This window comes from Desulfobacteraceae bacterium, from assembly GCA_022340425.1.
Lineage (GTDB): Bacteria > Desulfobacterota > Desulfobacteria > Desulfobacterales > JAABRJ01 > JAABRJ01.
Genome location: JAJDNY010000050.1, coordinates 1 through 14051, shown reverse-complemented (window position 1 = coordinate 14051; position 14051 = coordinate 1). Strand labels below are relative to the sequence as shown.

General features: G+C 59.3%; 13 protein-coding genes and 1 tRNA gene. All 14 read right to left on the bottom strand.

The genetic code is table 11. The annotated features are described in order from the left end of the window. Positions 1-141 (bottom strand): elongation factor Tu (tuf, locus tag LJE63_04595; protein MCG6905882.1); only part of this gene is annotated, 141 nt, incomplete at its 3' end. A gap of 135 nt (positions 142-276) precedes the next feature. Next, positions 277-747 carry a 30S ribosomal protein S7 gene (rpsG, locus tag LJE63_04590; protein MCG6905881.1) on the bottom strand — a complete coding sequence of 157 codons (471 nt, stop codon included), beginning with the start codon at positions 745-747 and terminating at the stop codon, positions 277-279. A gap of 69 nt (positions 748-816) precedes the next feature. Next, positions 817-1188 (bottom strand): 30S ribosomal protein S12, encoded by a 372-nt coding sequence (gene rpsL / locus LJE63_04585; protein ID MCG6905880.1) that lies wholly within the window; start codon positions 1186-1188, stop codon positions 817-819. A gap of 116 nt (positions 1189-1304) precedes the next feature. Continuing rightward, entirely contained in the window at positions 1305-5756 is a 4452-nt protein-coding gene (gene rpoC / locus LJE63_04580; GenBank protein ID MCG6905879.1) for a DNA-directed RNA polymerase subunit beta', read from the bottom strand. A 245-nt stretch (positions 5757-6001) separates the two neighbouring features. Further along, complete coding sequence (rpoB, locus tag LJE63_04575; protein ID MCG6905878.1) at positions 6002-10102, bottom strand: DNA-directed RNA polymerase subunit beta; 4101 nt, start codon at positions 10100-10102, stop codon at positions 6002-6004. Positions 10103-10217: 115 nt separating this feature from the next. Beyond that, positions 10218-10607, bottom strand: coding sequence for a 50S ribosomal protein L7/L12 (gene rplL / locus LJE63_04570; GenBank protein ID MCG6905877.1), 390 nt, complete (start codon positions 10605-10607; stop codon positions 10218-10220). Between the two features lie 41 nt (positions 10608-10648). Continuing rightward, positions 10649-11170, bottom strand: coding sequence for a 50S ribosomal protein L10 (rplJ, locus tag LJE63_04565; GenBank protein MCG6905876.1), 522 nt, complete (start codon positions 11168-11170; stop codon positions 10649-10651). Positions 11171-11418: 248 nt separating this feature from the next. Then, positions 11419-12123, bottom strand: coding sequence for a 50S ribosomal protein L1 (gene rplA, locus LJE63_04560; GenBank protein ID MCG6905875.1), 705 nt, complete (start codon positions 12121-12123; stop codon positions 11419-11421). 23 nt (positions 12124-12146) lie between these two features. Continuing rightward, entirely contained in the window at positions 12147-12569 is a 423-nt protein-coding gene (rplK, locus tag LJE63_04555; GenBank protein MCG6905874.1) for a 50S ribosomal protein L11, read from the bottom strand. Between the two features lie 43 nt (positions 12570-12612). Next, complete coding sequence (gene nusG / locus LJE63_04550; protein ID MCG6905873.1) at positions 12613-13140, bottom strand: transcription termination/antitermination protein NusG; 528 nt, start codon at positions 13138-13140, stop codon at positions 12613-12615. Positions 13141-13154: 14 nt separating this feature from the next. Further along, positions 13155-13556 (bottom strand): preprotein translocase subunit SecE, encoded by a 402-nt coding sequence (gene secE / locus LJE63_04545; protein ID MCG6905872.1) that lies wholly within the window; start codon positions 13554-13556, stop codon positions 13155-13157. A gap of 42 nt (positions 13557-13598) precedes the next feature. Then, positions 13599-13674 (bottom strand) — tRNA-Trp (locus LJE63_04540). Between the two features lie 69 nt (positions 13675-13743). After that, a complete protein-coding gene (gene rpmG, locus LJE63_04535) occupies positions 13744-13893 on the bottom strand; it encodes a 50S ribosomal protein L33 (GenBank protein ID MCG6905871.1) in 150 nt (49 codons plus the stop codon). 16 nt (positions 13894-13909) lie between these two features. After that, positions 13910-14051, bottom strand: a 142-nt coding sequence (tuf, locus tag LJE63_04530; protein MCG6905870.1) for an elongation factor Tu, incomplete at its 5' end; no start/stop codon positions are given.

Genomic DNA, 14051 nt, shown 5'->3' with positions numbered 1-14051 from the left:
GAACGGCACGAAATTGGCCAGCCCCCGCAATCCCGAATGCTTGGTGATCGCCGCCGTCAGCGTCGTCTTGCCGTGGTCGATATGACCGATGGTTCCCACATTCACATGCGGCTTGGTGCGCGAAAACTTCTCTTTTGCCATTTTCTCATCCTCCCCCGAAACGGGCTGAAAATTCAATATTACAGATCAGCGCCCTGCCCATCACTGCTTGCACAGCAGACAAAAAAAAACCTGTAAACCAGAGGGTCGAAAACAGGTGCGGCGGGGCTTGAAGAGTTACCAGCGGTAATGAGCAAAGGCCTTGTTGGCTTCCGCCATCTTGTGGGTATCTTCTTTTTTCTTGATTGCCGATCCTCGCCGGTTGGCCGCGTCCAGCAACTCACCGGCGAGCTTGCGTGCCATCCCCTTTTCGGAACGCTTCTGAGCAAAACCGATCAACCAGCGGATGCCCAGCGCGGTCCGGCGCGAGGGCCGAATTTCGGTCGGCACCTGGTAGGTGGACCCCCCCACCCGGCGTGACTTCACCTCGATGGTGGGGCGCACGTTATCGATCGCCTGCTCGAAAATTTTGAGCGGATCTTCCTTGGTTTTTTCCTCAATAATGTCGAAGGCCTTGTAGACAATCCGCTCGGCAACGCTCTTTTTGCCGTCCAGCATGATGGAATTGGTGAATTTAGCCACAAGCTTGCTGTTAAACACGGAGTCCGGGATGATCACCCGCTCTGGGACTTCTCTTCTTCTCGGCATATCTCACACCACGTCTTGTATTATGAAATTTGTCTGCGGCCCTTTATTCAGGGCCTGCAAGCCAAAAGGCTATTTGGGTCTCTTCGCACCGTACTTGGAACGCCCCTGCTTGCGGTCGTCAACCCCCAGGGCGTCCAGGGTGCCCCGGACGATGTGATACCGAACACCGGGCAAATCCTTGACGCGCCCGCCGCGAACCAGAACCACCGAGTGCTCCTGAAGGTTGTGCCCGATGCCTGGGATGTAGGCCGTGACTTCCACCCCCGTCGTCAGCCGCACCCTGGCAACCTTGCGCAGGGCGGAGTTCGGCTTTTTGGGGGTCGAGGTGTAAACCCGGGTACAAACGCCCCGCTTCTGCGGCGCCTGCTTGAGGGCCGGGGTATTGGTCTTTTTCTTGACTCGTTTTCTACCGTTGCGGACTAACTGGTTGATCGTCGGCATATGCTCCTCGTGTCCTGAAAATTCCTTCGCGCTTCCAGCGGGCCTGACAAAATGTGCATACGTATACTCTCATGAGCACATTGTCAAGATTTTTATAGGATTACCCCCATTTTTGTCTACTCCCCGAGGGTCTCTTCGATCACGTCCTCGGCCTCCTCGACCATGGGGCTTTTGAAATGCGAAACCTTGATTTTTCGGTAGGCGGCCATACCGGTACCGGCCGGAATCAGCCGTCCCATGATGACGTTTTCTTTGAGCCCGCGCAGGTAATCCTTGGCGCCGGCGATGCTGGCCTCGGTCAACACCTTGGTGGTCTCCTGGAAGGAGGCGGCCGAAATGAAACTCTCCGTGCTCAGAGAGGCCTTGGTGATCCCCAGAATCAGCGGCTCTGCGGTGGCCGGCTTGCCGCCCTGCTCGATGACCTGGCGGTTGAACTCCTCGAACCGGCCGCGATCGACCTGCTCCTCGAAGATGAAGTCGGTGTCGCCGACCTCGGTCACCTTGACGCGGCGCATCATCTGCTTGACAATCACCTCGATGTGCTTGTCGTTGATCCGCACGCCCTGCAGCCGGTAAACCTCCTGAACCTCATTGACCAGGTAGCGGGCCAGGGCGATCTCCCCCTTGATGCTTAAAATATCCTGGGGGTTCGCCGATCCGCCGACGATCGGTTCGCCGGCGCGCACATAATCGCCTTCGTAGACGTTGATGTGTTTGCCCCGGGGAATCAGATACTCCCGTTTTTCGCCGACATCCACAGGCGTCACGGTCACCTTCTGCTTGCCCTTTTTGGTGCTCTTGGCGATGGAGACATAGCCATCGATTTCGCTCAAAAGCGACGCCTCCTTGGGTTTGCGAATTTCAAACAGCTCCGCCACGCGCGGCAAACCGCCGGTGATATCCTTGGTTTTGGTGGTGGCACGCGGCAGTTTGGCGACGATGTCACCGGCCTTGACCTCGTCGCCCTCCTCCACCAGAATGATGGCGTCCACCGGCAGAATGTAGCGGGCGACACCCGTGGATTGTTGCAGTTTGGCCGTTTTGCCGTCTTTGTCCTTGATGGAGATGCGGGGGCGGACCTCCGCACTCTTGGCTTCGATGATCGTCCGGGAAGATTTGCCGGTGACCGGGTCCACCTTTTCCTGCATGGTTTTTCCCGGTTCGATGTCCCCGAACTTGACCGTCCCGGCCACCTCGGTGATGATCGGGGTGGTGAACGGGTCCCAGGTGGCAATCAAGTCCCCCGGTTGAACGCTCTGCCCGTCGGTGACCATCAGGTTGGCGCCATAGATCACCGGGTGCCGCTCACGCTCGCGACCGGCTTCGTTGACGATGGCGAACTCGCCGCCGCGACGGTTCATGACGACGGTCTGATTGTCGGCGTTGCGAACCACATTTAGATCGATGAACCTGATGGTGCCTTCCACCCGTGCGCGGGTATCGGCCTGCTCGACCCGCCGGCTGGCGGTGCCGCCGATGTGGAAGGTCCGCATGGTCAGCTGGGTGCCGGGCTCACCGATGGACTGGGCCGCCAGAATTCCCACCGCCTGACCGATTTCGACCCGGCCCCCGTGGGAGAGGTCCCGGCCGTAGCACTTGGCGCAGACGCCGCGACTGGACTTGCAGGTCAGTGCTGAGCGGATATGCACCCGGGTGATGCCGGCGTTTTCAATGCGTCTGACGGCAGTCTCGTTGATTTCCTCGCCGGCCTTGACCAGGACCTTGTCGGTGAAGGGATCCAGAATGTCCTCGACGGCGATCCGGCCGAGAATCCGTTCCCCGATATCCTGGATGATTTCACCGCCCTCCATCAGCGGTTCGACCTCAACCCCCACCATGGTGCCGCAGTCTTCCTCATAAACCGTGCAGTCCTGAGCAACGTCCGCTAGGCGGCGCGTGAGGTAGCCCGAGTTGGCGGTTTTAAGGGCCGTGTCCGCCAGACCTTTGCGGGCCCCGTGGGTGGAGATGAAATACTGCAGCACCGACAACCCTTCGCGGAAGTTGGCGATGATCGGGGTTTCGATGATTTCACCGGAGGGCTTGGCCATCAGGCCGCGCATACCGGCCAACTGCCGCATCTGGTCCTTGCTGCCGCGGGCGCCGGAGTCTGCCATCATGTAGATGGGATTGAAGCTCTCGTGCCCGACAGGGACGCCGTTTTCGTCCATGATCGGCTTGCCGGTCTCGTCGGTGATCGGCGCGGCCTTCATGATGGCCATCATCTCGTTGGCGACGTCGTCGGTTGCCTTGGCCCAGATATCGACCACCTTGTTGTACTTCTCACCCGGTGTGATGAGCCCCTCGGTGTACTGCTTGTCGATTTCCTTGACCCGCTCTTCAGCCGCGGTGATGATCGTTTTCTTGGCCGGCGGAATGATCATGGCATCGATCGAAATCGACAGGCCGCCCCGGGTTGAGTAGTGGTAGCCGATGTCTTTCAGCCGGTCCGAGAGGATCACCGTGGCCTTGGCGCCCAAGTTGCGGTAGACGAAGTCCACCAACTCCCGCAGGTTCTTCTTGTCCATGACCCGGTTGACGGTTTTGAACGAAATTTCCGGCCGTTTTTCCAGAACGTGAAAGATGTGGTTCTCGTTGTTGCTGAAGCGCCGGTGAAGCGTCTCACCCTCTTCGAGGGCAAAAACGGCGTCGACCTCCGCATCCTCAGCGCTGAAGACGCGCTTGAACTCATCCTTGCGCAACAGGCCGAGATAGCCATTGTTTTTGCGGTCCTGACCCACCGAGTACTTCTCGACCATGTCGATGAAATCGGCTCCTGCGCCGATCTCGGCCGCGGCCGCCTCGGCCTCGCCGTCGCCGGCGGTCAGGATGTGGCGCAGCACCAGGATGGGCTCCTTGGGAATGATTTCCCACAGCAGGATGCGGCCTGCGGTGGTTTTGAGCTTCTCGCCCTCCATACGCACTTCCACCACGGCGTGCAGATCGATCACCCCGGCATCGTAGGCCGAGCGGACCTCATCCGGGCCGGAGAAGAGCATGCCGGTGCCCTTGACGCCCTCCAGATCGAGGGTCATGTAGTAGATCCCCAGAACGATGTCCTGGGTGGGCACGATGATCGGGCTGCCGTTGGCCGGCGAGAGGATGTTGTTGCTGGCCAGCATCAGGATCCGGGCTTCGATCTGGGATTCCACCGAGAGGGGAACGTGGACCGCCATCTGGTCGCCGTCGAAGTCGGCGTTGAAAGCGGTGCAGACCAGCGGGTGCAGCTGAATGGCCTTGCCCTCGATCAGGGTCGGCTCAAAGGCCTGGATCCCCAGGCGGTGCAGGGTCGGTGCGCGGTTGAGCATGATCGGGTACTCGCGCACCACCTCGTCCAGGGTGTCCCAGACCTCCGGCACCTCACGCTCCACCATTTTCTTGGCGCTCTTGACCGTGGAGACGAGCCCCTTTTCCTCCAGCCGGTAGTAGACGAAGGGCTTGAAGAGCTCCAGGGCCATTTTCTTGGGCAGGCCGCACTGGTGCAAGCGCAGGTTGGGGCCGATGGTGATGACGGTTCGCCCGGAGTAGTCCACCCGTTTCCCCAGCAAGTTCTGGCGGAAGCGGCCCTGTTTTCCCTTCAGGGTGTCGCTCAGGGACTTCAGCGGCCGCTTGTTGGTGCCGGTGATCACCCGGCCGTGCCGGCCGTTGTCGAACAGCACGTCGACGGCCTCCTGCAGCATGCGCTTTTCGTTGCGCACGATGATGTCGGGTGCCTTGAGATCGACGAGCCGCTTCAGGCGGTTGTTGCGGTTGATGACCCGCCGGTAGAGATCGTTGAGATCCGAAGTGGCGAAGCGCCCACCCTCCAGCGGCACCAGCGGCCGCAGGTCCGGGGGCAGCACCGGGATGATGTCCATGATCATCCAGGCCGGGTTGATCCCCGAGCGCCGGAAGGCGTCGATGATCTTAAGGCGCTTGGAGAGTTTCTTGCGCTTGGCCTCGGAGCCCGTCGCCTGAATCTCCGCCTTGATTTCCGTGTAGAGGACCTCCAGGTCCAGTTCCTCCAGAAGCTTTTTGACCGCTTCGGCACCGATCCCGGCCTCGAATTTGGACCCGTGGGTTTCCAGCGCCTCGCGGTATTTTTCGTCGGACAGCAGTTGGTATTTGCTGAGCCCGGTGTCCTTGGGATCGATGACGATGTAGCTGTCGAAGTAGAGAACCTTCTCCATGCTTTTAAGGGTCAGATCCAGCAGGTTGCCGATCTTGCTGGGCAGGCTCTTCAAAAACCAGATGTGGGCGCACGGCGTGGCCAGTTCGATATGCCCCATGCGCTCCCGCCGGACCTTGGACTGAATGACCTCCACGCCGCACTTTTCGCAGATCACACCGCGGTGTTTCATCCGTTTGTATTTGCCGCAGTTGCACTCGTAATCCTTGGTGGGCCCGAAGATCTTGGCGCAGAAAAGCCCGTCGCGCTCCGGTTTGAAGGTGCGGTAGTTGATGGTCTCGGGTTTTTTGATCTCCCCGTGGGACCACTGCCGGATCTGCTCCGGCGAGGCCAGACCGATCTGAACGGCGGTGTAGTTGCGCGGATCGGTGGGCTTGGCAAAAAAATCGTATAACGTTTCCATATCGTTTTCCTGTCTTAGGAATGATGAGGGGCACGGCAAAACGGCCGAGGACCGCTGCAGCGGACGGTCCGGTGAACCCGGCGGCCAGACCTGATCTTGATGAAACGGTAAGCCATTATCCAGACGGTTTCGAAAAAAGCTCCAAGTTCAAGGCGCGCAAATCTCGAAGAGTGAGGCGTAAACCTGCACGCCGCAGCGACTTCGAGATGCAGCGCAACGCAGAAATTGAGCTTTTTGCGGAACCGTCAGTCTTCTCCCTCAAGCAGCTTCACGTCCAAGCCAAGGGCCTGAAGTTCCTTGGTGAGCACCTTGAACGATTCGGGAATGCCGGGCTCCAGGACGTTCTGACCTTTGACGATTTTTTCGTACATCCGGGTGCGCCCGGCCATGTCGTCGGACTTGACCGTCAAAAACTCCTGCAGCGCGTGGGCGGCACCGTAGGCCTCCATGGCCCAGACCTCCATCTCGCCCAAGCGCTGGCCGCCGAACTGGGCCTTGCCGCCCAGCGGCTGCTGGGTCACCAGCGAATAGGGCCCGATGGAGCGAGCGTGGATCTTGTCGTCGACCAGGTGGTGCAGTTTGAGCATGTACATGGTGCCCACCGTGATTTTCTGGTCGAAGGGCTCTCCGGTGCGGCCGTCGTAGAGGGTCGCCTGACCGGTGGTCGCCAGTCCGGCCTCCTTGAGCAGGGCCTTGATCTCACTCTCCTTGGCGCCGTCGAAAACCGGGGTCGCCATGTGGACGCCCTCCCGGTAGTACCCGACGTAGTCGGCCAGGGCACGGTCGTCCATGGTGTCGAGGAAGGCCTGCTGCTCGGGTTTATCGAAGAGTTTCTGGACCTTTTTGCGGAGTTCCTCGTAGCGCTGCTCCTCCACCAGGGCATTGAGCTGTCTGCCGAGCCCCTTGGCGGCGTACCCCAGGTGAATTTCCAGGATCTGCCCGACGTTCATGCGCGAGGGCACGCCCAGGGGGTTGAGCACCATGTCCACCGTGGTGCCGTCCTCGAAATAGGGCATGTCCTCCACGGGGTGGATGCGGCTGACGACCCCCTTGTTGCCGTGGCGCCCGGCCATCTTGTCGCCCACCGAGAGCTTGCGCTTCATGGCCACATAGACCTTGACCAGCTTGATCACCCCCGGCGGCAGGTCATCGCCTTTTTCGTAGCGGCTGACGTGCTCCTCGAAAGCCAGGCGGCAGGCTTCACGCTGCTGCCGGTAGCGATCGAGGGTCTCGTGGACCTGCTCGGTCACCTGCTCATCTTCCAGGACGATGCCCTCCAGGTGCGCCAGGGGGATATCCGTCAGAATCTCCGGCGTGATTTCGGCGCCCTTGGCCACAAGGGTGCGTTTGTCTTTTTTCAGCGGGGCGACGCTCTTCTGACCGGCCAGGATTTCCGCCAAACGCTGGCGCACCACCTTGTCAATGATGCGCAACTCGTCTTCACGGTTCTGCTCCAGCAAAGCGATTTCCATGTCCTCGATTTCGCGAGTGCGGTCGTCTTTTTCAACCCCGCGGCGCGAGAAGACCTTGGCATCGATCACGGTCCCCTCGACCCCGGGCGGAATCCGCAGCGAGGTGTCCTTGACGTCCCCGGCCTTCTCGCCGAATATCGCCCGCAGCAGTTTCTCTTCGGGGGAGAGCTGGGTTTCGCCCTTGGGGGTGATCTTGCCCACCAGCACGTCGCCGGGCTTGACCTCGGCACCCAGGCGGATGATGCCGCTTTCGTCCAGGTCCTTCAGGGCCTCCTCCCCGACGTTGGGGATGTCGCGGGTGATCTCCTCTTTGCCCAGCTTGGTGTCGCGCGCCACGACCTCGAACTCCTCGATGTGGACCGAGGTGTAGATCCCGTCGCGCACAAGCCCTTCGCTCACCAGGATCGAGTCTTCGAAGTTGTAGCCGCCCCAGGGCATGAAGGCCACTGTGACGTTCTTGCCCAGGGCGAGCTCGCCATTTTCGGTGGCCGGGCCGTCGGCGATGATCTCGCCGGCCCGGATCTTCTGGCCCTTGCGCACGATGGGGCGATGGTTGTAGCAGGTGTTCTGGTTGCTGCGCACGAATTTGGACAGATTGTAGATCGTCACCGGCTTTTGGGTGGGGTCGGCGGCGGAGATCGCATGCCGCAGCACGATACGCGCGGCGTCGACGTCCTCCACGACGCCGTCGCGCTTGGCGACCAGGGTCACGCCGGAATCCTTGGCCACCACCCCTTCGATGCCGGTGCCCACCAGGGGGGCCTTGCTGACGATCAGGGGCACCGCCTGGCGCTGCATGTTGGAGCCCATCAGCGCACGGTTGGCGTCGTCGTTTTCCAGAAAAGGGATCAGCGAGGCCGAAACGCTCACCAGCTGATTGGGCGAGATGTCCATCAGCTCGATTTTCTCCCGCGGCGTCATGGTGAACTCGCCCTCGATGCGCGAGGTCACCAGCTCGTTGACGAACTCATTTTTCTCGTTGATCGGCGCGTTGGCCTGGGCGATGGGGTGTTTTTTCTCCTCAAAGGCGCTCAGCGAGCGGATGGTGCTGGTGACGGTGGCGTCCTTGACCACCCGGTAAGGGGTTTCGACGAACCCGTAATCATTGACCCGCGCGTAGGTGCTGAGGGAAACGATCAGCCCGATGTTGGGCCCTTCAGGGGTTTCAATCGGGCAGATCCGGCCGTAGTGCGAGGGGTGCACGTCGCGCACCTCGAAGCCGGCCCGCTCGCGGGTCAGGCCGCCGGGCCCGAGGGCGCTGAGGCGGCGCTTGTGGGTGGTTTCGGAAAGCGGGTTGGTCTGGTCCATGAACTGGCTGAGCTGGCTGGTGCCGAAAAACTCCTTGACCACCGCCGAAACCGGCTTGGGGTTGACCAGGTCGTGGGGCATCAGGGCATCGACCTCCTGCAAACTCATGCGCTCCTTGATGGCCCGCTCCATGCGCACCAGCCCGATTCGGTACTGGTTCTCCAGCAGCTCCCCGACCGCGCGGATCCGCCGGTTGCCGAGGTGATCGATGTCATCCACCATGCCCTGCGTATCGCGCAGCTCCACCAGAATCTTGGCGGTCATGAGGATGTCCTCCTTGCGGAGGGTGCGCACGCTGATGGGGGAGTTCACCCCCAGACGCAGGTTGATCTTCAGCCGCCCAACATCGGAAAGGTCGTAAAAGGCGGATTTGAAAAAGAGGTGGTCGACGAAATCCTGGGCGACCTCCGGGGTGGCGGGGTTGCCCGGCCGCAGGCGGCGGTAGATTTCCACCAGCGCCTCCTCGCGGCTTTCAACTTTGTCCAGCAGCAGGGTCTTGCGGATGGAATCGCTGCTGGAGACGCCGTCGATAAAAAGGATCGCAAATTCCGAAACGGCAGCCTCCTGGATGGTTTTCAAGAGGTCCTCGTCGATCCTCTCGTTGGCCTTGGCGATGAGCTCGCCGGATCGGGGGGCCTCAATGCCAAAGGCCAGGACCTTGCCCAGCAGCTCCTGTTCACCCAGGGGCAGCACCTCGAGGCCACTGTTCTTGATCTGGCGCAGGGCGCGCTGGGTGTACATACGCCCCTTCTTGACCAGCAGATCGCCGCTGACCGGATCGACGATGTCCACGGTGGCCCGCAGGCCTTTGAGAAAATCGGGGTTGAACTCCCGGAAAAATTCGTCCCCCCGGCGGGTGATTTTTTCGGTCTTGTAGAAGTATTGCAGAAGATCGTCCGACGTGTAGCCAAAGGCTTTGAAGAGCAGGGTCACCGGGAACTTCCGGCGCCGGTCGATGCGGATGTGGACGATGTCCTTGGGGTCGACCTCCATATCGATCCAGGAGCCGCGCACCGGAATGATGCGGGAACTGTAGATGACCTTGCCGCTGGAATGGGTCTTGCCCTGGTCGTGGTCGAAAAAGACCCCCGAGGACCGGTGCAGCTGGCTGACCACCACCCGCTCGGTGCCGTTGATGATGAAGGTGCCCTTCTCGGTCATCAGCGGGATAGTCCCGAAATAGATTTCCTGCTCCTTGATGTCCCGGATGTTGGAAACCCCGGATTCCTTGTCGACATCGTAGACCACCAGCCGCACGGTGATGCGCACCGGGATTTCATATGTCATGCCGCGATGAATACACTCGTGGACATCGTGCTTGACCTCGCCAAAGCGATAAGAGACAAATTCCAGGGATGCGCTGCCGGTAAAATCCTTGATGGGGAAAACGGATTGGAAAACGGCCTGCAGACCGTGGTCCCGCCGTTTTTCGGGGGGCACGTCAATCTGCAGAAATCGCTGGTAGGATTCCCGCTGCATCCCGATAAGGTCCGGAATATCGGTGATCTTTTTGATCTTCCCGAAATTTTTTCTTAAACGCCTGCTGATCATGGGCATTTCAGACATGACATCTCCAGTCTACGATAACGGTAAAGCGGAAATGGGGTACCGAGGCCATTTCGGATCCCATTTCCGCATTGGTACTGACGTGTTCAGGTGCTTGAATGTCGCGACCTGAGCGCTATTTCAACTCGACCTGAGCACCGGCCTCCTCGAGTTGCGCTTTGATTTTTTCGGCCTCTTCCTTGGCCACGGCCTCCTTCACCGGTTTGGGCGCCTCATCCACCAGCGCCTTGGCATCTTTCAGGCCCAGTCCGGTGATGGCCCGGACTTCCTTGATGACCTGGATCTTCTTGTCCCCGGCAGCCAGCAGGATGATGTCGAACTCGGTCTTTTCCTCCTCGACCGCCGCGGCGCCGGCGCCTTCAACCGGCCCGGCGGCCATCATGGCCACCGGTGCGGCCGCCGAAACGCCGAACTTGTCTTCGAGTTCCTTGACCATTTCGGAGAGCTCCAGAACGGTCATGTTGGCAATGAAATCGATCACGTCTTGTCTTGTAATGTCCGCCATTTTTATTTTTTCCTCCAGTTTTTTAATTTGATAGCAGGCAGTTAGGCCGCTTCTTTTTGTTCCCGGATGGCCCGCAGGACATTCACCAGGCGGGTGGGCACATCGTTTAAGGCCCGCACCAACGCCGTCGGCACCCCGTTCATGGCCGACAGCACCTGGGCCAACAGGACTTCCCGGGACGGCAGGGACGACAGGGCCTTGATCCCCGGCAAGTCAAGCGGCTTGCCCCCCATTGCGCCGAATTTGATTTCAAATTTCTTGTTTTCATCGGCGAATTTGGTGAGGATTTTGGCCGGCCCGACGGGGTCTGCGTAGCTCAGGGCGATGGCGCTGGGGCCCTTGAAGCGCTCTTTGATCACCGCAACATCGGTGCCCTCGGCTGCGATAGAAAGCAGCGTGTTCTTGACGACCTGATACTCCACGTTTTCTTCACGGAGTTTCCGCCGCAGGTCATTGATCGCAGCCACATCCAGGCCCTTGTAGTCGGTGACGATGACCACCTTGGAGCGCGCGAACTTGTCCCTGATCTCTTCGACGATCTGTTTTTTCTGGTCGATTTTCAAAGTAGTAAAAACACCTCCCTTCCGTTTTCTGCAAAAAACCGGAGGCAACGCACAGGAAACATCTTCTGCCTCGGTAGGCCGGTGGAACCGATTATACACCCACTGGTGAACCTACGGTCTTTGACAGGTTTTTTGGTGACTGTGTTGTATGGCTGCAGGGCAGGCAATCTGTCGGCATGCACCGCATAAGTTGGGTTGGCGCCCATGGCGCCGCGGCTCATGGCGCCGCGGGCGGCGTTTTGAGGAAGCTATTTGATCAGATCTTTAACAAAGCCGGAATCGATTTTGATGCCGGGGCCCATGGTGGTCGACACCGCAATGGTCCTCAAATAGGTGCCTTTGGCCGAGGCCGGCTTGATCCGCATGATGGTCTCCAGAAAGGCCGCCAGATTTTCAAGGATCTTCTGGACCCCGAAGGAAACCTTGCCCATGGGGGCGTGAACGATGCCGGCCTTTTCCACCCGAAAATCGATTTTACCGGCCTTGAGCTCGTTCACGGCCTTGGCGACATCGAAGGTCACGGTGCCGGTCTTGGCATTGGGCATCAACCCCCGCGGCCCCAGCAGCCGGCCGATTTTTCCGACGGCGCCCATCATGTCGGGGGTCGCCACGGCCTTGTCGAAATCGAGCCAGCCGCCCTTGATTTTTTCTATCAAATCCTCGTTGCCCACATGGTCGGCGCCCGCGTCAGCGGCTTCTTTTTCTTTCTCGCCTTTAGCAAACACCAGGACCCGGACTTCCTTGCCCAAACCGTTGGGCAAAACGACCGTGCCGCGCACCATCTGGTCGGCGTGGCGGGGGTCAACCCCCAGACGGACCGCGACATCGATGGTTTCGTCAAATTTGGCGTAGGAGGCGTCAATGGCCAACTGGACCGCTTCGGAGAAATCGTAACGCTTGCTGCCGTCGATCTTGGCCATGTTGTTCGAATATTTCTTACCGCGCTTCGGCATTTTATCTAACTCGCTCCTTTTTTTCAAACGATCTCGATTCCCATGCTTCTCGCCGTTCCAGCAACAATCTTGCTGGCCGCCTCCAAATCATAAGCATTGAGGTCCACCATTTTCTGCTGTGCGATTTCCTCCACCTGCTTGCGGGTCACCTTGGCCACCTTGGTTTTTTTGGGGTCGCCGGAGCCCTTGGCGATTTTGGCCGCTTTTTTCAAGAGCACCGAAGCCGGCGGGGTTTTGGTGATGAAGGTGAAGCTGCGATCCTGATAGACGGTGATCACCACGGGAATGATCATGCCCTCGTCGTTTGCGGTGCGCGCGTTGAAGGCCTTGCAAAAGTCCATGATGTTGACGCCGTGCTGCCCAAGTGCAGGGCCGATCGGGGGAGATGGGTTGGCTTTCCCGGCAGTAACCTGCAGCTTGATCTGAGCCATTACCTTTTTTGCCATTTTTTCCTAACTCCTGCGCAGGGGAGGCACGGGTACCTGAACCCTACAGCTTGGTGACTTGAACGAACTCCAGTTCTACCGGCGTAGAACGTCCAAAAATGCTGACCAGAACTTTTATCTTGCCCTTTTCGGGGTTCACATCTTCAACGGTTCCGCTGAAGTTGTTGAAGGGGCCGTCGATCACTCGGATCTCATCCCCCGGCTCGAACAAATACTTGGGCTGGGGCTTTAGCTTGCCGGCCTCCATCCGGTTGAGGATTTGCTCGGCTTCCTCGTCGGAAATGGGGGTCGGCTTCTTTCCCCCCAGAAATCCCGTGACTTTCGCCGTGTCGTTGACGATGTGCCACGTTTCCTCGTCCAACTCCATGCGCACCAGGATATAGCCGGGGTAGAATTTCCGCGAGGTGGTTTTGCGCTTGCCTTTTACCAGTTCCACCACCTCTTCCGTCGGCAGCAGCACTTCTTTGAATTTTTCAGGGTGCGGCGACGTGGCGATGCGGTCTTCGAGGGATTGCTTGACCTTGCCCTCAAAACCCGAATAAACGTGAACGATGTACCATCTGAATGCCACTGTCTTTCCCCCGTCTATGGCAGGACCGCCCGAATCATGCTGGACAACCCCATATCGACGACCCCGAGAAACAACGAGACGATCATGACCACCACGATGACAACGACCGTTGAGCCGACCGCCTGCTTGCGGGTCGGCCAGGTGACCTTTTTAAGTTCGACCTTTACTTCGCGCAAGAATTGAAGCGATTTGTCGAGAATGTTCTTTTCTTGGCTGGCAGCGGTGGTCTTGGCGCCGAATGAGAGTTTTTTTGAGGGCGCGGCCGGCCGCTTGACTTCCAGTTCCGAATCAGCGAAAAGCGCCGCCTTCGAGGCTGGCGTCTCGGACTTTTCCGCCGAGGCGTCAGTCGAATTGACCTGCTCCTGTTGTTCCGGCTTCTTTTTTACCGCTGGTTTTTTCCGCAGTAGCCGTCCCATTCCGTTCCTATCACACCGTTTCTGGGGCCAATAAAAAAAGGTTGGCAGGCCAGGAGGGATTCGAACCCCCAACACCCGGATTTGGAGTCCGATGCTCTACCATTCGAGCTACTGGCCTGTATCCACCCTTTCACCAAGCCGCCCTTGCGGGCCCAAAGCGCCTCCACCGATCAGCTCGGCAGCGGCGCTACTTGGTTTCCTTGTGCAGGGTATGCTGTTTGCAGAACCTGCAGTACTTTTTGAACTCGAGCTTGTCGGGAGTGGTCCGCTTGTTTTTGGTGGTGGTATAGTTGCGGCGCTTGCACTCCGAACACGCCAAGGTAATGATAATTCGCACCGGAAAATTCCTCCGCCTATTCGAAGATTTCGGCGACCACGCCGGCGCCGACCGTCCGGCCGCCTTCACGGATCGCAAACCGCAGCTCTTTTTCCATGGCGATCGGCGTGATCAGCTCAGCTGAAATCGTCACGTTGTCCCCCGGCATCACCATCTCC